The 18,844-nt window shown below is 71.7% G+C and carries 21 protein-coding genes; 15 read left to right on the top strand and 6 right to left on the bottom strand.

The features are described 5' to 3' along the window. Positions 1-26: 26 nt before the first annotated feature. The 9 genes from ACFYYR_RS13550 to ACFYYR_RS13510 all read left to right on the top strand — a co-directional run bounded on the left by ACFYYR_RS13550 (position 27) and on the right by ACFYYR_RS13510 (position 8,726). Positions 27-278, top strand: coding sequence for a F0F1 ATP synthase subunit C (locus ACFYYR_RS13550; protein WP_351509907.1), 252 nt, complete (start codon positions 27-29; stop codon positions 276-278). Between the two features lie 42 nt (positions 279-320). Next, positions 321-863: a F0F1 ATP synthase subunit B gene (locus ACFYYR_RS13545; protein WP_388851198.1), complete on the top strand. Its 543-nt coding sequence runs from the start codon at positions 321-323 to the stop codon at positions 861-863. Beyond that, positions 860-1,675: a F0F1 ATP synthase subunit delta gene (locus ACFYYR_RS13540; protein WP_388851195.1), complete on the top strand. Its 816-nt coding sequence runs from the start codon at positions 860-862 to the stop codon at positions 1,673-1,675. The genes ACFYYR_RS13545 and ACFYYR_RS13540 overlap by 4 nt, the downstream gene beginning before the upstream one ends. A 143-nt stretch (positions 1,676-1,818) precedes the next feature. Continuing rightward, on the top strand, positions 1,819-3,390 hold the full coding sequence (gene atpA / locus ACFYYR_RS13535) for a F0F1 ATP synthase subunit alpha (RefSeq protein ID WP_388851192.1): 1,572 nt from the start codon (positions 1,819-1,821) through the stop codon (positions 3,388-3,390). Positions 3,391-3,392: 2 nt separating this feature from the next. Further along, positions 3,393-4,310: a F0F1 ATP synthase subunit gamma gene (locus ACFYYR_RS13530; RefSeq protein WP_388851189.1), complete on the top strand. Its 918-nt coding sequence runs from the start codon at positions 3,393-3,395 to the stop codon at positions 4,308-4,310. A gap of 5 nt (positions 4,311-4,315) precedes the next feature. Then, complete coding sequence (gene atpD, locus ACFYYR_RS13525) at positions 4,316-5,758, top strand: F0F1 ATP synthase subunit beta (RefSeq protein WP_388851186.1); 1,443 nt, start codon at positions 4,316-4,318, stop codon at positions 5,756-5,758. A gap of 124 nt (positions 5,759-5,882) precedes the next feature. Further along, on the top strand, positions 5,883-6,260 hold the full coding sequence (locus tag ACFYYR_RS13520) for a F0F1 ATP synthase subunit epsilon (RefSeq protein WP_351509896.1): 378 nt from the start codon (positions 5,883-5,885) through the stop codon (positions 6,258-6,260). A gap of 151 nt (positions 6,261-6,411) precedes the next feature. Continuing rightward, complete coding sequence (locus tag ACFYYR_RS13515) at positions 6,412-6,888, top strand: DUF2550 domain-containing protein (protein ID WP_388851183.1); 477 nt, start codon at positions 6,412-6,414, stop codon at positions 6,886-6,888. Between the two features lie 515 nt (positions 6,889-7,403). Continuing rightward, on the top strand, positions 7,404-8,726 hold the full coding sequence (locus ACFYYR_RS13510) for a M20 family metallopeptidase (RefSeq protein ID WP_388851180.1): 1,323 nt from the start codon (positions 7,404-7,406) through the stop codon (positions 8,724-8,726). Here ACFYYR_RS13510 and ACFYYR_RS13505 read toward each other — a convergent pair. Both ACFYYR_RS13505 and ACFYYR_RS13500 read right to left on the bottom strand, forming a co-directional pair. Further along, on the bottom strand, positions 8,723-9,385 hold the full coding sequence (locus ACFYYR_RS13505) for a response regulator (protein ID WP_388851178.1): 663 nt from the start codon (positions 9,383-9,385) through the stop codon (positions 8,723-8,725). The genes ACFYYR_RS13510 and ACFYYR_RS13505 overlap by 4 nt on opposite strands. After that, positions 9,382-10,584: a sensor histidine kinase gene (locus tag ACFYYR_RS13500; protein WP_388851175.1), complete on the bottom strand. Its 1,203-nt coding sequence runs from the start codon at positions 10,582-10,584 to the stop codon at positions 9,382-9,384. The genes ACFYYR_RS13505 and ACFYYR_RS13500 overlap by 4 nt, the downstream gene beginning before the upstream one ends. A 155-nt stretch (positions 10,585-10,739) precedes the next feature. Between ACFYYR_RS13500 and ACFYYR_RS13495 the strand changes: the two genes are divergently transcribed. After that, positions 10,740-11,348, top strand: a complete 609-nt coding sequence (locus ACFYYR_RS13495; protein WP_388851173.1) for a hypothetical protein — start codon at positions 10,740-10,742, stop codon at positions 11,346-11,348. Positions 11,349-11,436: 88 nt separating this feature from the next. Here the strand turns inward: ACFYYR_RS13495 and ACFYYR_RS13490 are convergent, their stop codons facing one another. The 3 genes from ACFYYR_RS13490 to ACFYYR_RS13480 are packed head-to-tail and all read right to left on the bottom strand — an operon-like array spanning position 11,437 to position 12,747. Beyond that, positions 11,437-11,649, bottom strand: coding sequence for a DUF397 domain-containing protein (locus tag ACFYYR_RS13490; RefSeq protein ID WP_388851170.1), 213 nt, complete (start codon positions 11,647-11,649; stop codon positions 11,437-11,439). Between the two features lie 37 nt (positions 11,650-11,686). Next, entirely contained in the window at positions 11,687-11,902 is a 216-nt protein-coding gene (locus ACFYYR_RS13485; RefSeq protein WP_388851167.1) for a DUF397 domain-containing protein, read from the bottom strand. Next, the gene (locus ACFYYR_RS13480) at positions 11,881-12,747 is read right to left on the bottom strand and encodes a Scr1 family TA system antitoxin-like transcriptional regulator (RefSeq protein WP_388851164.1); all 867 of its coding nucleotides are present in this window, start codon (positions 12,745-12,747) and stop codon (positions 11,881-11,883) included. Before ACFYYR_RS13480 ends, ACFYYR_RS13485 begins: the two co-directional genes overlap by 22 nt. A gap of 337 nt (positions 12,748-13,084) precedes the next feature. Here ACFYYR_RS13480 and ACFYYR_RS13475 point away from each other — a divergent pair, with 337 nt between their 5' ends. Continuing rightward, positions 13,085-13,435, top strand: coding sequence for a hypothetical protein (locus ACFYYR_RS13475; RefSeq protein ID WP_388851161.1), 351 nt, complete (start codon positions 13,085-13,087; stop codon positions 13,433-13,435). 117 nt (positions 13,436-13,552) lie between these two features. Here the strand turns inward: ACFYYR_RS13475 and ACFYYR_RS13470 are convergent, their stop codons facing one another. Then, positions 13,553-14,125: a cob(I)yrinic acid a,c-diamide adenosyltransferase gene (locus tag ACFYYR_RS13470; RefSeq protein WP_388851158.1), complete on the bottom strand. Its 573-nt coding sequence runs from the start codon at positions 14,123-14,125 to the stop codon at positions 13,553-13,555. Positions 14,126-14,206: 81 nt separating this feature from the next. Between ACFYYR_RS13470 and ACFYYR_RS13465 the strand changes: the two genes are divergently transcribed. From ACFYYR_RS13465 to ACFYYR_RS13450, 4 genes are all read left to right on the top strand, one after another. Next, positions 14,207-14,347: a hypothetical protein gene (locus ACFYYR_RS13465; protein WP_388851155.1), complete on the top strand. Its 141-nt coding sequence runs from the start codon at positions 14,207-14,209 to the stop codon at positions 14,345-14,347. A gap of 152 nt (positions 14,348-14,499) precedes the next feature. After that, a complete protein-coding gene (locus tag ACFYYR_RS13460) occupies positions 14,500-15,348 on the top strand; it encodes a 3-hydroxyacyl-CoA dehydrogenase family protein (protein WP_388851152.1) in 849 nt (282 codons plus the stop codon). A gap of 136 nt (positions 15,349-15,484) precedes the next feature. Beyond that, positions 15,485-15,808 carry an STAS domain-containing protein gene (locus tag ACFYYR_RS13455; RefSeq protein ID WP_388851149.1) on the top strand — a complete coding sequence of 108 codons (324 nt, stop codon included), beginning with the start codon at positions 15,485-15,487 and terminating at the stop codon, positions 15,806-15,808. Positions 15,809-16,036: 228 nt separating this feature from the next. Then, positions 16,037-18,793 carry an ATP-binding protein gene (locus ACFYYR_RS13450; RefSeq protein ID WP_388851146.1) on the top strand — a complete coding sequence of 919 codons (2,757 nt, stop codon included), beginning with the start codon at positions 16,037-16,039 and terminating at the stop codon, positions 18,791-18,793. Positions 18,794-18,844: the final 51 nt, after the last annotated feature.

The following is an 18,844-nucleotide window of genomic DNA, read 5'->3' as shown; positions in this document are numbered from 1 at the left end:
TCCGTGAAAGAGAAGGAAGATTCGGCATGTCCGCTCTCCAGACCCTCGCCGCAGACGCTGTCCAGATCAAGGGCAACCTCGGTTCGATCGGCTACGGCCTCGCGGCGATCGGCCCCGGCGTCGGCGTCGGCATCATCTTCGGTAACGGCACCCAGGCCCTGGCCCGCCAGCCCGAGGCCGCCGGTCTGATCCGTGCCAACCAGATTCTCGGCTTCGTCCTCTGTGAGGCGCTCGCGCTGATCGGTCTGGTCATGCCGTTCGTCTACCCGTACAAGTAATCGCGGCGAACGTTCCCGCCCGATTCGACGAAAGGCATTGATGTGAGCGCTCTGGTCCACCTGGCGCAGGAGGAGCAGAACCCCCTCCTCCCGGCGATCCCAGAGATCGTCATCGGCCTCCTCGCCTTCGCGATCGTCTTCTCCTTCCTCGCCAAGAAGCTCCTCCCGAACATCAACAAGGTTCTGGACGAGCGGCGCGAGGCCATCGAGGGCGGGATCGCCAAGGCCGAGGAAGCCCAGACCGAGGCCCAGGAGGTGCTCGAGCAGTACAAGGCTCAGCTCTCCGAGGCACGGCACGAGGCTGCCCGTCTGCGCCAGGAGGCGCAGGAGCAGGGTGCCGCGCTCATCGCCGAGATGCGTGCGGAAGGCCAGCGGCAGCGTGAGGAGATCATCGCTGCGGGCCACACCCAGATCGAGGCCGACCGGAAGCAGGCCGCTCAGGCGCTGCGCCAGGACGTGGGCAAGCTCGCCACCGACCTGGCCGGCAAGCTCGTGGGCGAGTCCCTCGAGGACTCCGCCCGGCAGAGCCGCACGATCGACCGCTTCCTCGACGAGCTCGAGGAGAAGGCCGAGGCCACCCGATGAATGGAGCGAGCCGCGAGGCACTGGCCTCCGCACGTGAGCGTCTCGACGCGCTGACGGACAACACGTCCGTCGACGCCGCGAAGCTCGCCGAGGAGCTGGCCGCCGTCACGAGGCTGCTCGACCGCGAGGTGTCGCTGCGCCGGGTTCTCACCGACCCGTCGCAGCCCGGTGAGGCCAAGGCGGAGCTGGCCGCTCGGCTGCTGGGCAGCCAGGTCGGCGGCGAGACCGTCGACCTGGTCTCCGGCATGGTCCGCTCCCGCTGGTCGCGCTCCCGTGAGCTGGTGGACGCGCTCGAGGAGCTGGCGGGCATCGCCGACCTCGTCGCGGCCCAGCGGAGCGATGCCCTGGACGACGTCGAGGACGAGCTGTTCCGGTTCGGCCGGATCGTCGCCTCCGCGCCGGACCTGCGGGCCGCGCTCACCGACCGGGTCGCCACCGTGTCCGCCAAGGCGGAGCTGGTGCGCACCCTGCTCGGCGGGCGTGCCAACCCGGTCACCGAGCGTCTCGTGGTGCGTCTTGTGACACATCCGCGGGGCCGTAGCCTGGAGGGAGGGCTCGACGCCCTCTCCAAGCTGGCCGCGGAGCGCCGGGACCGTATGGTCGCGGTCGTCACCTCGGCCGTGCCGCTCGGCGACGGGCAGAAGCAGCGCCTCGGCGCCGCCCTCTCGAAGCTGTACGGCCGCCCGATGCATCTGAACCTCGACGTGGACCCCGAGGTCCTCGGCGGGATCCAGGTCCGTGTCGGCGACGAGGTCATCAACGGGACCATCGCGGACCGCCTCGAAGAGGCGACCCGGCGGATGGCCGGCTGACGGTCACCAACTCAAAAGCAGCTGTAGAAAACGTACTGTTAGCGGCCCGAGTTGGGCCGTAGTCGCAGTGACATCTCGGGGGGTGACACCCCCGTACCCCCCAGAGAACACTTCGGGCCCAACAAGGAGAGCAGGGAACCCAGATGGCGGAGCTCACGATCCGGCCGGAGGAGATCCGGGACGCGCTGGAGAACTTTGTCCAGGCGTACAAGCCGGACGCGGCCTCGCGCGAGGAGGTCGGTACGGTCAGCGTTGCCGGCGACGGCATCGCTAAGGTCGAGGGCCTTCCCTCGGCCATGGCGAACGAGCTGCTGAAGTTCGAGGACGGCACCCTCGGTCTCGCCCTCAACCTCGAGGAGCGCGAGATCGGTGCGGTCGTCCTCGGCGAGTTCAGCGGCGTCGAGGAGGGCCAGCCGGTCACGCGCACCGGTGAGGTCCTGTCCGTGGCCGTCGGCGACGGCTACCTGGGTCGCGTCGTCGACCCCCTCGGCAACGCGATCGACGGCAAGGGCGAGATCGAGACCGAGGGCCGCCGCGCCCTCGAACTGCAGGCCCCGGGCGTCATGGCCCGTAAGTCGGTGCACGAGCCGATGGAGACCGGCCTCAAGGCCGTCGACGCCATGACCCCGATCGGCCGCGGCCAGCGTCAGCTGATCATCGGCGACCGCCAGACGGGCAAGACCGCCCTGGCGATCGACACGATCATCAACCAGCGCGACAACTGGCGTTCCGGCGACCCGGACAAGCAGGTCCGCTGCATCTACGTCGCCGTCGGCCAGAAGGGCTCCACCATCGCGTCCGTGCGCGGCGCGCTGGAGGAGGCCGGTGCCCTCGAGTACACGACGATCGTCGCCGCCCCGGCGTCCGACCCGGCCGGCTTCAAGTACCTCGCCCCCTACACCGGCTCGGCCATCGGCCAGCACTGGATGTACCAGGGCAAGCACGTTCTGATCGTCTTCGACGACCTCTCGAAGCAGGCCGACGCCTACCGCGCCGTCTCCCTGCTGCTGCGCCGCCCGCCGGGCCGTGAGGCCTACCCGGGTGACGTCTTCTACCTGCACTCCCGCCTCCTGGAGCGCTGCGCCAAGCTCTCCGACGAGATGGGCAAGGGCTCGATGACCGGTCTGCCGATCGTCGAGACCAAGGCGAACGACGTCTCGGCGTTCATTCCGACCAACGTCATCTCCATCACCGACGGTCAGTGCTTCCTGGAGTCCGACCTGTTCAACGCGGGCCAGCGCCCGGCGCTGAACGTGGGTATCTCGGTCTCCCGTGTCGGTGGCTCCGCGCAGCACAAGGCCATCCGCCAGGTCTCCGGCCGCCTCCGTGTGGACCTCGCCCAGTACCGCGAGCTGGAGGCGTTCGCCGCCTTCGGTTCCGACCTGGACGCGGCCTCCAAGGCGTCGCTGGAGCGCGGTAAGCGCATGGTCGAGCTGCTGAAGCAGGGCCAGTACGCGCCGTACTCCACCGAGGACCAGGTCGTCTCCATCTGGGCCGGCACCACCGGCAAGATGGACGACGTGCCGGTCGAGGACATCCGCCGCTTCGAGCGGGAGCTCCTCGACTACCTGCACCGCGAGCACAAGGGTCTGCTGACCGGTATCCGCGAGGGCGGGAAGATGTCCGACGACACGCTGCAGGCCATGGCCGACGCGATCGCGAGCTTCAAGAAGCAGTTCGAGACCGCGGACGGCAAGCTCCTGGGTGAGGGCTGAGTATGGGCGCCCAGATTCGCGTCTACAAGCGCCGGATCAAGTCCGTCACCGCCACGAAGAAGATCACCAAGGCGATGGAGATGATCGCCGCCTCCCGCATCGTCAAGGCGCAGCGGCAGGTGGCGGCCTCCACTCCGTACTCCCGTGAGCTGACGCGCGCGGTGACGGCGGTGGCGACCGGCTCCAACGACAAGCACCCGCTGACCACCGAGGCGGAGAGCCCGGTCCGTGCCGCGGTCCTGCTCGTGACGAGCGACCGTGGTCTGGCCGGCGGCTACTCCTCCAACGCCATCAAGGCGGCCGAGGCGCTGACCCAGCGCCTCACCGCCGAGGGCAAGGAGGTCGTCCCGTACATCGTCGGACGGAAGGGTGTGGCCTACTACAGCTTCCGCGAGCGCAAGATCGCGGATTCCTGGACGGGCTTCACCGACAGTCCGACGTACGCGGACGCCAAGAAGGTGGCCGCTCCGCTGATCGAGTCCTTCGTCGCGGACACGGCCGAGGGCGGCGTGGACGAGCTCCACATCGTCTTCACCGAGTTCGTGTCGATGATGACGCAGCAGCCGGTGGACAACCGTCTGCTGCCCCTCAGCCTCGACGCGACGGAGCAGAAGCCGGAGAGCGGCAAGGACGAGATCCTTCCGCTGTTCGAGTTCGAGCCGTCGGCGGAGGACGTCCTCGACGCCCTGCTGCCGCGGTACGTCGAGAGCCGGATCTACAACGCTCTGCTGCAGTCGGCCGCTTCCGAGCACGCCGCCCGCCGCCGTGCGATGAAGTCGGCGACCGACAACGCCGAAGAGCTCATCAAGTCGCTCACGCGGCTTGCCAACGCGGCCCGCCAGGCCGACATCACCCAGGAAATCAGCGAGATCGTCGGTGGCGCGAGCGCCCTGGCCGACGCGACCGCGGGGAGTGACTGACAACTATGACCACCACTGTTGAGACGGCCACGGCGACGGGCCGCGTCGCGCGGGTCATCGGCCCGGTCGTCGACGTGGAGTTCCCCGTCGACGCGATGCCGGACATCTACAACGCGCTGACCGTCGAGGTTGCCGACCCGGCCGAGGACGGCAAGCAGAAGACCCTGACCCTCGAGGTTGCCCAGCACCTCGGTGAGGGCGTGGTCCGCGCGATCTCCATGCAGCCCACCGACGGTCTGGTCCGCCAGGCCCAGGTGACCGACACCGGCGACGGCATCACCGTCCCGGTCGGCGACTTCACCAAGGGCAAGGTGTTCAACACCCTCGGTGAGGTGCTGAACGTCCCCGAGGAGAACGGCAACGAGTCCGAGCGGTGGGCCATCCACCGCAAGGCTCCGGCGTTCGACCAGCTCGAGTCCAAGACCGAGATGTTCGAGACCGGCCTGAAGGTCGTCGACCTGCTGACCCCGTACGTCAAGGGCGGCAAGATCGGTCTGTTCGGTGGTGCGGGCGTCGGCAAGACGGTCCTCATCCAGGAAATGATCATGCGTGTGGCCAAGCTGCACGAGGGTGTTTCCGTGTTCGCCGGTGTCGGTGAGCGCACCCGTGAGGGCAACGACCTCATCGGTGAGATGGAGGAGTCCGGCGTTCTGGACAAGACCGCGCTGGTCTTCGGCCAGATGGACGAGCCCCCGGGCACCCGTCTCCGCGTCGCGCTGGCCGGTCTGACCATGGCGGAGTACTTCCGTGATGTGCAGAAGCAGGACGTGCTGTTCTTCATCGACAACATCTTCCGCTTCACCCAGGCCGGTTCCGAGGTGTCCACCCTGCTCGGCCGTATGCCGTCCGCGGTGGGTTACCAGCCGAACCTCGCGGACGAGATGGGCCTCCTGCAGGAGCGCATCACCTCGACCCGTGGTCACTCGATCACCTCGATGCAGGCGATCTACGTGCCGGCGGACGACCTGACCGACCCGGCCCCGGCGACCACCTTCGCGCACCTCGACGCGACGACGGTGCTCTCCCGGCCGATCTCGGAGAAGGGCATCTACCCGGCGGTGGACCCGCTGGACTCGACGTCCCGCATCCTGGACCCGCGCTACATCACGCAGGAGCACTACGACTGCGCCTCGCGCGTCAAGGGGATCCTGCAGAAGTACAAGGACCTCCAGGACATCATCGCGATTCTCGGTATCGACGAGCTGGGCGAAGAGGACAAGCTGGTCGTCCACCGCGCCCGTCGTATCGAGCGGTTCCTGTCGCAGAACACCCACGCGGCGAAGCAGTTCACCGGTGTGGACGGTTCGGACGTGCCGCTCGACGAGTCGATCGCCGCGTTCAACTCGATCGCGGACGGCGAGTTCGACCACTTCCCGGAGCAGGCCTTCTTCATGTGCGGTGGTCTCGACGACCTCAAGAAGAACGCCAAGGAGCTCGGCGTCTCCTGAGCCCCGTGCTCGAACGGTGTCAGGGGCGGGCCCGCCCCGCCCCTGACATCCGCGCCCGTTACTCTTGACACCCCAGTCCTTTACTGGACGCCTGCCACGGCAGGCGGAGACCCGAGGAGCCACGTTGGCTGCTGAGCTGCACGTCGAGCTGGTCGCCGCGGACCGCAGTGTCTGGTCCGGCGAGGCCACCCTGGTCGTCGCACGTACCACATCGGGTGACATCGGCGTCATGCCCGGCCACCAGCCGCTGCTCGGTGTGCTGGAGTCCGGCCCGGTGACCATCCGTACGAGTGGCGGCGGTACTGTCGTCGCGGCGGTGCACGGCGGATTCATCTCGTTCGCCGACAACAAGCTTTCCCTGCTGGCGGAGATCGCCGAGCTGGCGGACGAGATCGACGTCGCCCGTGCGGAGCGCGCCCTGGAGCGAGCGAAGTCGGACACGGACGCCGCCGCCGAGCGGCGCGCCGAGATCCGGCTGGTCGCGGCGACGGGCAGCCGCTGACGGCCCGGCGACACGACACTCTCCCCCGGACCCGGTCCGGGGGTGCTTCCTCAGCCGCGGACCGGCCTGGACTCCTCCAGGACGGTCCGCGGCTGAGGTGGATCCCGAGGTCATACTGGCCCGGCGAGATGAGGCGAGGAGGTCGGTGCAGATGTTCCTCGCACTGCTGCTGAGCAGTGTGGGCATCGCGCTCGTACTGCTGGGGCTGTTCGTCTTCGGCCTGCGCCGGAGACTGATCCAGCGGTCGGGCGGGACGTTCGACTGCAGCTTGCGCTGGAACGTTGCCGGGAGCACCGACGAGGCCGAGGCCGGCCTGTCCGGACCGGAGCCCAGCGGCCGGGGCTGGGTGTACGGGGTGGCGCGCTACAACGGCGACCGGGTGGAGTGGTTCCGGGTCTTCTCCTACGCGCCCCGCCCGCGCCGGGTGCTGGAGCGCTCCGCGATCGAGGTGCTCTCGCGCCGGACTCCGCAGGGCGAGGAGGAGCTGGCGCTGCTGTCCGACGCCATCGTGCTCCGCTGTCTGCACCGCGGCACCCATCTGGAACTCGCCATGAGCGAGGACGCCCTCACCGGCTTCCTGGCCTGGCTGGAAGCGGCACCTCCGGGCCAGCGTGTGAACGTGGCCTGATTTTTTTCTCTCGGGCCCCAGGGCGCCTCCCCGGCCCCGGACTCTTCTCTCCCCCGGGCTCCTCGGCCCGGTTCCTCTCCCGGTCGGCCCCTCCCGGTCGGCCCCTCCCGATCCCGCCCGGCACCGGACATGCGCCTCCCGCTCGGAGCCCCGCCGGGCTCGCGGGGGCCTCATCGCCGCGGTCCGGACGCGACGAGCGGCCCCGGCCGACAGCTGCCCGCCTTCCGCGTCTCGGCGGCATCCCCCGGGCCGCTCCCGCGGACTCGCCCCATCGGCCACACGTGCCCCGGAGCGTGTCCGACGGGTCGCCCGACAGGTCTGCGTCCCATGGCTGGGGTTACCCCCACCCCCACGTGGTGGCTCGCCGGATGGGCAACGCCATCCGCGTGGAGTGATCGTTTACCGACAGGTCTTCCGCTCGCCGGGCGGCGACGGCACGACACGCAGTGCCGGGACGGAGCCGAATTCCGGCGGACGCTCCGGAAGACCACGTGACGGATCACGGAGGGGGAACCATGAAGCGTCCCACGGAGCACGCTCTGGAGCGCCGCACGCTGCTGGCCGGAACGGCGGCGGCCGGTGCGGCCCTGGTGTGGGGATCTGCGGGGAGGGCGGTCGCCGGCGCGTGGAGGGGGCCGGTGGCACAGGGCGCGGTGGACGCCGAGGTGGCGCGCGTGGAGCGCGGGTTGATCGAGCTGCGGCGGGACATCCACCGGCACCCCGAGATACCGGGGCAGGAGCGGCGTACCGCCGGCGTGGTGGCACGGGAGCTGCGAGCGGCCGGGCTGGCCGTCACCACCGGGGTGGGCGGCCACGGCGTCGTCGGTGTCCTGCGCGGCGCCCGTCCGGGCCGGACGGTCGCGTACCGGGCGGACATGGACGCGGTGCCGCCCAAGGACATCGTCGGGGGCGGCCCGGCGCCGGCCCACCTCTGCGGGCACGACATCCACACCACGGTGTCGATCGGCGTCGCACAGGTCCTGGCGCGGCTGCGGCAGCGACTGAGCGGCACGGTGGTGTTCCTCTTCCAGCCGGCCGAGGAGACGTTGTCCGGGGCCCGCGCAGTGCTCGACGCAGGCGTCCTGGAGCGCACCGGCGTCGAGGAGATCCACGCGCTGCACTGTGGACCCTTCCCCGTCGGCCGGTTCGCCGTGACCCCGGGCCACGGGATGCCGGGCCAGGACAAGGCGGAGGTGACCCTCCCCGGGCCGGACGCGCACGACGCCGCGCGGCGCCTGGCCGCCGAGATCGGCACGCTCGCCACGGTGTCACTCCCGCAGACCCCCGCGGACATCGAGCGGATCGTCGCCGACGCCCAGACGCCCAACGGGCCGCTGGCCCGGTTCGTGGCCGTGCGGGCCGGAGCACAGGGAGCCAAGGTGAGCGTCTCGTACCGTTGCTGGCCGCAGGAGCGTTACACGGAGGTACGCGAGGACATCCGCCGACTGGCCAGGTCGTACCCGGGGGCCGGGGTGAGCTTTCCCGGCGAGCCGTTCCCCGCCATGGTCTGCCCGGAACACGATGCGCGCATGCTCGCCCGCCGGCTGCGCCGCACACGGGGCCGGGACGCGGTCACCGTGCTCCATGCCGCGTTCCCTCCCTTCAGCGGCGAGGACTTCGCCCTCTACCTGGACCGTGTCCCCGGCACGTTCACCTTCCTCGGCGTCCTTGCCCCCGGCGCACCCGTCACCGCCGGCTACCCGCACTACCCCGAGTTCGCCCCGGACGAGCGGGCCATCGGCATCGGCGTACGGGCGATGACGGGCTGGATCGCGCAGCGGACCCACAGGGGCCAGGACCTGCCCGGCCGGTCAGCCGCCCCGGAGGACACCCCTTAGCGGCCCACGCCCAACTCCCGTGCCAGGACGGCCGCCTGCACCCGGCTGCGCAGCTCCAGCTTGGCGAGCAGCCGGCTCACATGGGTCTTCACCGTCGCCTCGGCCATGGTGAGCCGGACGGCGATCTCCGCGTTCGACAGGCCCTCGCCGATGCACGCCAGCACTTCCCGCTCCCTGCGGGTCAGCGCGTCGAGGACGGCCGGATCGGGGGTTTCCGCGGTCGGCGCGGGTGCCGCGCGGGGTGCGGCGAACTCCGTGATCAGCCTGCGGGTCACCGCCGGAGCGATCAGGCCGTCGCCGCGGGCCACGGTGCGCACGCCCTCGATCAGCCCGGCCGCGTCGCTGTCCTTGAGCAGGAACCCGGCGGCGCCCGCGCGGAGCGCGCCGAAGACGTATTCGTCCAGGTCGAAGGTGGTGAGCACCAGGACGTCGGCCAGCTGCTCGGTGACGATCCGCCGGGTGGCGGAGACCCCGTCGAGCCGGGGCATCTGGACGTCCATCAGGACCAGATCGGGCCGGAGCTCGCGGGTGAGCCGGACGGCCTCCTCGCCGTCCGCCGCCTCGCCCACCACCTCGATGCCGTCGGCGGAGCGCAGGATCAGCACCAGGCCCGCCCGGACGGCGGACTGGTCATCGGCCACGAGCACGCGGATGGTCATGGGGCGGGGACTCCTTCGTCGACGGGCAGTTCGGCGCGGACCTGCCAGATCTTCCGGTGGCTGGCGGCCGGGGCGGGGCCGGCTTCGAACGTGCCGCCGAGCAGCGCCACCCGTTCCTCCATGCCGACGAGCCCGGAGCCCGAGCCGGGTGCCCGCGGGCCGGAACGGTCCCCGGCCTCGCTGGTGACCAGGACGGTCAGCGGGCTGCCGGGCTCCCGCGCGATCCGGACGGCCACTTCGCCGGGGGAGGCGTGCTTGAGCGCGTTGGTGAGGGATTCCTGCACGATCCGGTAGGCCGCCAGCTCGACGGGCGCCGGAAGGGCCTGCCCGGGGGCGCGGCCGTCGTCCAGCGCGAACGTCAGTCCGCTGCCGGTGCCGTTCGTCCGTGCCTGGTCCAGCAGCGCGTCGAGGCCGTCGAGCGTGGGGGCGGCGGTGGGGGCCTCCGCGGCATCAGGGTCGCGGAGCAGCCCGATGAGGCGGCGCATTTCGGCCAGTCCCTGGACGCTGTTCTCCCGGATCACGGTGAGCGCCTCGTTCGCCGCCTTCGGCTCGCCGATGGACAGCGCGGCGGTGGAGTGGATGGCGATGGCGGAGAGGTGGTTGGCGACCAGGTCGTGCAGTTCGCGGGCCATCCGGGAGCGCTCGGCGGTCACGGCCTCCCGGCGGTCCATCTCGGCGAGCAGCGCGGTCTGCTCGGCGCGCAGCCGCGCGGCCTCCGCGGCGTCGCGGTGATTGCGGACGGAGGCGCCGGTCGAGGCCGGGCCGAAGGTGACCAGACCGGTCACCACGCCGATGAGCAGGGCCTCCGGCTGCCGGATCCAGACCAGCGCCACCAGGGTCGCGGCGACGGTGATGAAGCCGGTGATCACCGGGATGCGGCGGGCGGACGCGGGTGTTCCGTAGACCACGGCGGCGTACATGACGTCGGTGAACATCATCGTCGTCGCCAGACTGCCGGTGGTGAACTGGTCGCCGATCATCGCGGCGGTGGCGACCAGCAGGGCGACCGGTTGCGCGGACCGGCGGAACAGCTCGGTGGCGGCGGTCACCGCGATCGGGATCAGCGCGGTCCAGACCGGCAGGAGCGAGCGCCCTCCCCAGCTGTGCAGCCCGAGCGACCACAGCAGCACACCGCTGAGCAGCCCGCCGACGGCGAGCAGCACGTCGTCCCGGTGCGGGCGGGCGAAGGAAAGGGTCACCCCGCCATCCAACACGCCCGGCGGGAGCGGACGCCTCCACGCAGGGAGTGAGACCGGGTACATCGAAGGATGCAGTGGCGGTTCGTCACTGGCGACGACGAACGGGGCCCGGACCGCGGCGAAGCTGGAGGGGAACCCGCGAGGAGGTCCCCGTCGTGATCGTCATGCTGATCATCGCCTGTGAGGTCGGCTTCTGGCTGCTGCTGGCCGGAGGCCTGAGCCTGCGCTATCTGGCCAAGATGCCCCGGACCGGAGCGGCGGTCCTGCTGTGCGAGCCGCTGCTCGAACTGGTGCTGCTGGTGGTCACCGCGATCGACCTGAAGAACGGCGCGGAGCCGGACTGGAAGCACGGTCTGGCGGCCGTCTACATCGGCTTCACCGTCGCCATGGGCCACCACTTGATCAAGTGGGCGGACGCGCACTTCGCGCACCGCTTCTCGGGTGCGCCGAAGCCGGCCAAGCCGCCGAAGTACGGGATGGCACGCACCGTGCACGAGTGGAAGACCGCCGGCCGCTGGATCCTCGCCGGGGTCGTCGCCATCGGCCTCCTCCAGTGCGCGGCGCTCTACGTGGGCGACGACGGGAACACCGAGTCGCTGCGGGCGTGGCAGACCAGGATGGGCTGGCTGATCGGCATCAACCTGCTCATCGCCGGCAGCTACACGCTCTGGCCGAAGAAGGACCCGGGGGGCGCGGGCGGGGCCGCCGCGGACAGTCGCGAGAAGGAGCTGAGTTCGGGCCGGGTGACGCGCGAGCATCGGTGACTTCCGCAGCGGAGGGACGAAACCGGCTCCCCGCCCTCGTCCGGGGCGGGGAGCCGGGTGTCGTGGGTACGGATGCCCAGAGGGGGCGTCAGCCGGACAGCGAACCGTCCCGCATGCCCTCGACGAACGACGTCCAGGAGGCGGCGGGGAAGACGAGGGCGGGTCCGTGGGGGTCCTTGCTGTCGCGGACGGGGACGATGCCGGGGAGGTTCCTGGCAACCTCTACGCACTCGCCGCCGTTGGAATTGCTGTAGCTGCTGGTGTGCCACTGGGCGGTGCTCAGGTCAAGGGTGCTGCGCATGGCTGGTAGTCCTCCATCGTGATCGTCCGGCTCGCGGTCAGGCGAAGGGGAAAGCCTCCTCCTTGACGGCGTCGATGAACGACGTCCAGGAGGCGGGGGAGAAGACGAGGGCGGGTCCGTGGGGGTTCTTGCTGTCGCGGACGGGGACGATGCCGGGGAGGCCGTCGGCGACCTCGATGCAGTCACCCCCGTTGGTGTTGCTGTAGCTGCTCTTGCGCCAGTGGGCGGTGCTCAGGTCGGGGGTGCTGCGCATGGCTGGTAGTCCTCCATCACCGATCGAATCAACGCTGCCGACTCCGTCAGCGAGTGGGCGTTGGCCCGGAGCACATCGTAGTGACGGCGATGCTTGAACACCGCTTGTGGATCTTCGTAGAGACGGCCCGCCTCGATGCCCTCCTCGTAGACCACGGCCGAAGCGCCGGTAAGGGTCAGGATCGTCAACGACCCACCCAGCAAGGGGTGTGCACCGCTCTTGAAGGGCATGATCTGCACCTCGCTGGTGGCGGTCGCCGCCTGGTCGAGCAACGAGGCCAACTGTGCGTACATGCATGCACGGCTGCCGATCCGGCGCCTGAGTACGGACTCGTCGAGGATGGCCCATCGGTGCGGCGATGAATCGGACTTCAGCCTCTCCTGCCGGGCCATGCGAGCTGCGACACGCTCTTCGACCTGTTCGTGGGACAGGTCGGGCTGGCTGCGGAACAGCGCGCGGGCGTAGTCGGCAGTCTGGAGCGTGCCCGGCACCACATGCGCCACGTAGTTCTCGATGACGGTGGCCTTCGCCTCGAAGTCCATGAACCTGCGGTACTGATCCGGATGCGCCTCCCGCTTCGCCAGGTCGTACAGCCGGGCGAAGAGGCCGTCGGTTCCGAACGCCGCGTCCAGCGCCCGCGACAGCTCCGGCGGGGGCATCAGTTCGGCGGTCTCGACGCGTGCCAGGCCGCTCTTGCTGGAGTTCACGATCTTGGCCAGTTGCACCAGCGAGAGCTGCGCCGCCTCGCGGTGCCGGCGCATCTCCGCGCCGTAGAAGTGCCGTGCGGAGCGGTCGGGGGTCAGTGACTGCGACTGGAACTTCACGTTCGAAACCTCTCGTCCCACGTGCGAGTTCGGGACGGTGCCTGCCGTCCCGCGGCCGACAGAGGGACGGTCACCGCCCACTCGGGCCGGATGGCACAACGCGTTCGTTGCCACACTCAAAGTAGTCGCCGCGTGGTCACCCGACAGCGGAACGGAGCGGGAGGACCCGTAGGCGTGACGGACCCCCGGCGCCGCGTGCCGGGGGAGGGGCCGACCTGAGGAGAGCAGCCGACATGAATCAACGCATCGGGAGCCGGTGCCCGCAACGGCGCGGGCGGCGGCCACGGCCGACACCACCGGGGCAGTCCGCCCACGGCAGTGCGTGCCGTTGCGGGAAGGCGGTGGGACCGTGCGCCGGTTGACGTGTTCCGGGGAGTCGTTGCTCCCGTCGGCTCCGCTGCCCACTCCCGAGTCCCGGTTCCGGCTCCTGCCGTGGACGAGCCCCGACGGCAGGCCCTGCTATCTGAGTGCTGACAACCCCCGCAGCAGGCTGTCCCGGCTCGCGGACGATGTGGAGGCCGCGCAGCTGTCGTCCGGGGCTCAGGTGCTCGGCGGGGCCGAGGCCGTGCTCGCCGATCCCCGGGCCGGTGTCCGTGAGCTGCGCTTCACCACCGCGCGGCTGACCGAGTCCCTCCGGGACGCGCTGCGGGTCGCCGACAGCCGTGGCGGACGGCTGCCGGTGCCGACGGAACCGGAGGACGGGGGCTGAGTCCGTCACCGGCCCCTGGATGCCCCGGGCTCCGGAACGCCCCTGGCCCCCGGACCCGGCCCCCGAACGCCCCGGCTCCCGGAGTCCCGGGGCCGGGTTCCGGCCGGCCCGTCGTCCTCAGCGGTTCTCGCCCGGCACCCACAGCACGTCGCCGATCTCCTTGTTCGCCGTGCGGGCCAGGATGAACAGCAGGTCGGAGAGGCGGTTGAGGTAGGTCGCGGTGAGCGGGTTCATGAGGTCGGCGTGCTGCTCCAGCGCCGCCCAGGTGGACCGTTCGGCGCGCCGCACCACCGTGCAGGCCTGGTGCAGAAGCGCGGCGCCCGGGGTACCGCCCGGCAGGATGAAGCTGCGGAGCTTCTCGACGCCCTCCAGGAAGCGGTCGCAGTCCGCCTCCAGCTTGTCGACGTAGGTCTGTTCCACGCGCAGCGGCGGGTACTGGGGGTTCTCGACCACCGGGGTGGCGAGGTCGGCGCCCACGTCGAAGAGGTCGTTCTGCACCCGGACGAGGACCGTCACGATCTCCTCGGGCAGCTGCCCGAGGGCGATGGCCACGCCGATCGCCGCGTTGGCCTCGTTCGCGTCGGCGTACGCGGCGATCCGCGCGTCCGTCTTCGCGGTGCGGCTCATGTCGCCCAGGGCGGTCGTGCCGTCGTCCCCGGTCCGGGTGTAGATGCGCGTCAGATTGACCATGGGTCGAGCGTAGGCCCTGTCGTCGGATTCCCGCCTGACCCGCGGTGCCGTGCACGCATCCCCGGCTGGCTGCAGCACACCGTGATGCGCGGCGTGCGGCGGGCGATGACGTCCGGCATGGGGCCCGCCGAGGCGTCCCGGGCGGTGCTCGACCGGCTCGACGCGATCGAGGATCTGCTGAGTGAAAACGTGCTCAACTACGCAGTCCGGTCAGCCGAATGAGTCGCGTCCGTGTGATGTCCGTCATGTGAGACGTGACGCGCATCTCTTCCCCGCCATCCGGGCCCTCACGGACGCTAAGGTCCGCCGGAGAGTCGAATTGTTCAGGGTTACCGGGGGGCGCCCCCGGGCCGTCACGGCATGAGGGAGCAGCAGTGGCCAGGAAGCTCGCCGTCATCGGAGCCGGACTCATGGGGTCCGGTATCGCGCAGGTCTCGGCGCAGGCGGGGTGGGACGTCGTGCTGCGCGACGTCACCGACGAGGCGCTGACCCGTGGCACCGACGGCATCAAGGCGTCGTACGACAAGTTCGTCTCCAAGGGGAAGCTCGACGCCGAGGCCGCGGAGGCCGCGCTGGGCCGGATCACCACCAGCACCGACCTCGACGCGGTCGCCGACGCGGACGTCGTCGTGGAGGCGGTCTTCGAGAAGATCGAGGTCAAGCAGGAGATCTTCCGCGCCCTCGACGGCCTGGTGAAGGAGGACGCGGTGCTCGCGTCCAACACCTCCGCCATCCCGATCACCAAGATCGCGGCCGTGACGGACCGTCCCGAGAAGGTCGTCGGCGCCCACTTCTTCTCGCCGGTCCCGATGATGCAGCTGTGCGAGCTGGTGCGCGGCTACAAGACCAGTGACGAAACCCTCGCCACCACCCGGGAGTTCGCCGAGAGCGTGGGCAAGACCTGCATCGTCGTCAACCGCGACGTCGCCGGCTTCGTCACCACCCGCCTCATCTCGGCGCTCGTCGTCGAGGCCGCCAAGCTGCACGAGTCCGGTGTCGCCTCGGCCGAGGACATCGACATCGCCTGCAAGCTGGGCTTCGGCCACGCCATGGGCCCGCTCGCCACCACCGACCTGACCGGCGTGGACATCCTGCTGCACGCCACCGGCAACATCTACACCGAGACGCAGGACGAGAAGTTCGCCCCGCCGGAGAGCATGCGTCGGATGGTCGACGCCGGTGACATCGGCCGGAAGAGCGGACAGGGCTTCTACACCTACTGAGGCGCCGTCACCCTCAGGGGTCACCCCTGAGGGTGAAATCTGTACCGGTTCGCTTACAGGCGGCAACTTTGCCGTGCGAGAGGCAGTCAGTTCTGTAGACCTTTGACCACGCACGCACCACATTCGGGGAGCGCATATGCACATCAGGGGCGACCACGCCGAGCTGGTCGTCGGGGGCCGCCTCGACGTCCGCAGCGCGGCGGACGCCCGAACGGCCCTGCACACCGCCGTCGACACCGGCCGGGGCGATCTCGTACTCGACCTGACCGAACTCGACTCCTGGGACGCCACCGGTCTCGGAGTCATCATGGGGGCGCACCGCCGGGCCGGCCGGGCCGGCCGCCGGCTCGTGCTGCGCGGCGTACCGCCCCAGATGCAGCGCCTCCTGGTCGCCACCCGGCTGCACCGCATCCTCTCCATCGAGGGCGGCATCGAAGCCGAGTCGCTGCCCCGGGTCTGACCCGCCCGGCTCACCGGGGCGGCGCTCCGGGCGCCATCCTCATCAACATGTGACCTACTGCACCGCGTGGTTCCGCTCCTCGTGCTGGATACTGTGCGATGGTCCGCGGTTCGGCTCCCGTCGTGTTCGGGAGCCCGCGGCGGACCACCGGACCGGAAGCGGGCGGCGTGCGTGCGGAATGGCCGGGAGCACAACGGCACGCGACCCGGATCTGGGGGGCTTTGAGCGATGGACCCGAACGACCGGGAGCCGGAGGAGCACGGCCAGGACAGCGAGCTCCGACGCCACGAGCTCCGGGGCCACGACATCGAGGGCGGCGGGAACCAGGGCGGCGAGACCCAGGGCCGCGACATCCAGGGCCGTGAGCGTCCTGACGCCGCCCGGCCCGGCGGCGCTTCGCCCCGGTCGCCGCGCGAGGCGGTGGCGCCCGCCTTCGCGCCCGGTGAGCGGGACGGCGGCAAGGGCACCGGCACCGTCCGCACCGTCCAGCTCGAGGCGGACGCGTACCTGGTGACGGTCAATCCGGTCGACGGCAGCGAGATCGAGCGCCGCCCGCCCGGCTACCGCACCGAGGACACCCCGGGCGACGGCTCCGGCCGCCCCGGGCGCACCAGCGGCGAGGACCGCGACGCGCTGCGCCGGGCCGCCATGCCGCCGGTTCCGCCCGGCCCGGCCGCGCCCGCGCTGCCGCTGCTGGAGCGGGACGAGGAGCGCGAACGGCTGGTGCGGCTGCTCTCCCGCGGGCGGTCGGTACGCGTCACCGGCCCGTCGGGCTCCGGCCGCAGCGCCCTCCTCGACGCCGTCGCCGCCGACTGCGCCGACCTCGCCCCCGACGGGGTGGTCCGGCTCTCCGGCTACCGCAGGACCCCCACCGAACTGCTCCACGAGCTCTGCGCGACCGTCCACCACGCCCCCCGGTACCGGCCCGGACGGGACGAACTGCTGGCGACGGTGCAGGGGATCGGCGCCGTCGTCGTCCTCGACGACCTCGAATTCGGCGGCGGCGGCCTGGACGAACTGCTCGCCGCCACGCCCGAGTGCGCGTTCCTCCTCGCCGCCACGCCCGATGTGGCGGCGCCCGCCACGGACTCGCACCTCGAGGAGGTGTTCCTCGGCGGACTCAGCCGCGCGGCCTGCCTGGAGCTGCTGGAGCGGGCCGCGCAGCGACCGCTCTCCGAGGACGAGGCCGCCTGGGCGGCGGACCTCTGGTTCGAGTCCGAGGGGCTGCCGCTGCGCTTCGTCCAGGCCGGTGCGCTGCTCCGGCAGCACGACGCCCGGCGCGCGGAGCTCGACGGGCCGCTTGCCGATGAGGGCGACGAGCGCGATACCGGCGAGGGGACGGCGGACGCGGCCGAGGAGCCGTCCGGCGCCGCGCGGGACACCCCGCTGCCGACCCTGCCCGAGGCCGCGGCGCCCGCCGCGCTGCTCGCCTCCCGGCTGAGCGAGGCGGCCCGCGACACCCTGCGCTTCGCGGTCGCCCTCGCCGGCGAATGCCCCCACCAGGCCCATCTCCCCGCCCTCGTCGGCGACACCCGGGCCGACGCCGCCGTCGGTGAACTGCTGGCCTCCGGACTGCTCACCCCGGTGGGGGCCCACTACCGCCTCGCCGCCGGCGTCGCGGACCGGCTGGCGGACGCCGGCTACGCCGAGGACGCGGCCGGGCACGCCCACAGCGCCGCCCAGCACTACGCCTGGTGGACCGGGCACCCCTCCGTCACGCCGGAGCGGGTGGCGGCCGAGGCGGACGCGATCCTCGCCGCGATGGCCGTCCTCGTCGGCAGCGAGGAGGCCGGGCACCCCAGCGCGGCCGTGCTGCTGGCCCGTACCGCGGCCCCCGCGTTCGCCGCTTCCGGACACTGGGGCGCCTGGGAGCGCACCCTGCGGCACGGCCAGGAGGCCGCCCGGCTCTCCGGCGAGGTCGCCGAAGAGGCGTACTTCCACCACGAGTTGGGGGTGCTCGCGCTGTGCACCGGCCGGCTGGACCGGGCGCGCGCCGAGCTGGAGGCGTCCATCGCGCTGCGCGGCGCCCTGGCCGACCGCCGCGGCGCGGTGGCCGGGCGCCGGGCGCTGGCCCTCGTCGCCGACCAGGCCGCCGGGTTCGTGCCCGGCACGGGCAGCCCGGCAGCGGCCGAGGAGAGCGTGGAGACACCGGTCTCGCGGACGGCGCGGGTGACCGCGGCGCTCGCCCGGAAGTCGCCGGAGGAGCCGGCCCGCACCGTCCCGGCCCGGCTCTCCGGCGGTTCCGCCGCCGGGAAGGCCGAGGTCGCCGGGAGCGCGGTTGCTTCCGCGGCGGCCGGACCCGGGAAGCCGGGCCCCGCCGGGAAGCCGGGGACCGGGAAGCGGAGCGGCTGGCGGCACACGGTCCTCAGCGGCGCGCGGCGCAATGTCGTCGCGGCCGGTGCGGGCGCGCTGCTCGCGGCCGTGCTCGGCACCGTGGTGACCCTGGGCTTCGCCTCCGGCGGCGACGACCGGCAGCCGGACCGGGTGCGGACCGAACAGTCCGCCGACACCGACGACGGCCGCAACGGGCTGATCGCCGACGAGCCGCCCACCCAGGGGTCCACGAGCCGTCCCCGCACTCCGGTGGAGGACGCCGCCCCGGCCACGACGGGCGGCTCGCCGAGCACCGGCGGGACTCCGAGCGGCACGCCGTCGACGAGCGGTTCGCCCAGCCCGTCGGCGTCGAGCGAGGATCCGGACGAGCCGACGAGGCCGCCCTCCTCCAGCCGGCCGCCGTCCTCGTCCCGGCCGCCGTCCTCCCCGTCCACCTCGCGTCCGCCGTCCTCCCCGGCGCCGTCGGGGACCCCGTCGGCCCCGCCGAGCGGCACCACGTCGAACACCGCCGGCGGCTCCCCCTCGGGCACCCCCGACGGCACGCAGTCGGTGACCGGCAGCGCCCCGGCGCCGTCCGGCGCGGCGGTGCAGACGGCGGGCGGAGCCACGGAAACGGCGAGCGGAGGCACGGAAACGGCCCCGGTCGCCTGACCGGGGCCGCGCGGGGGCCTGTCGCGCAACGGTGCCGCGGGCGAGGGCCCG

Origin of the sequence: Streptomyces sp. NPDC001922, assembly GCF_042891165.1 — a bacterium.
GTDB lineage: Bacteria > Actinomycetota > Actinomycetes > Streptomycetales > Streptomycetaceae > Streptomyces.
The sequence above is the reverse complement of the archived record's forward strand: the minus strand, read 5'-3'. Positions and strand labels throughout refer to the sequence as shown.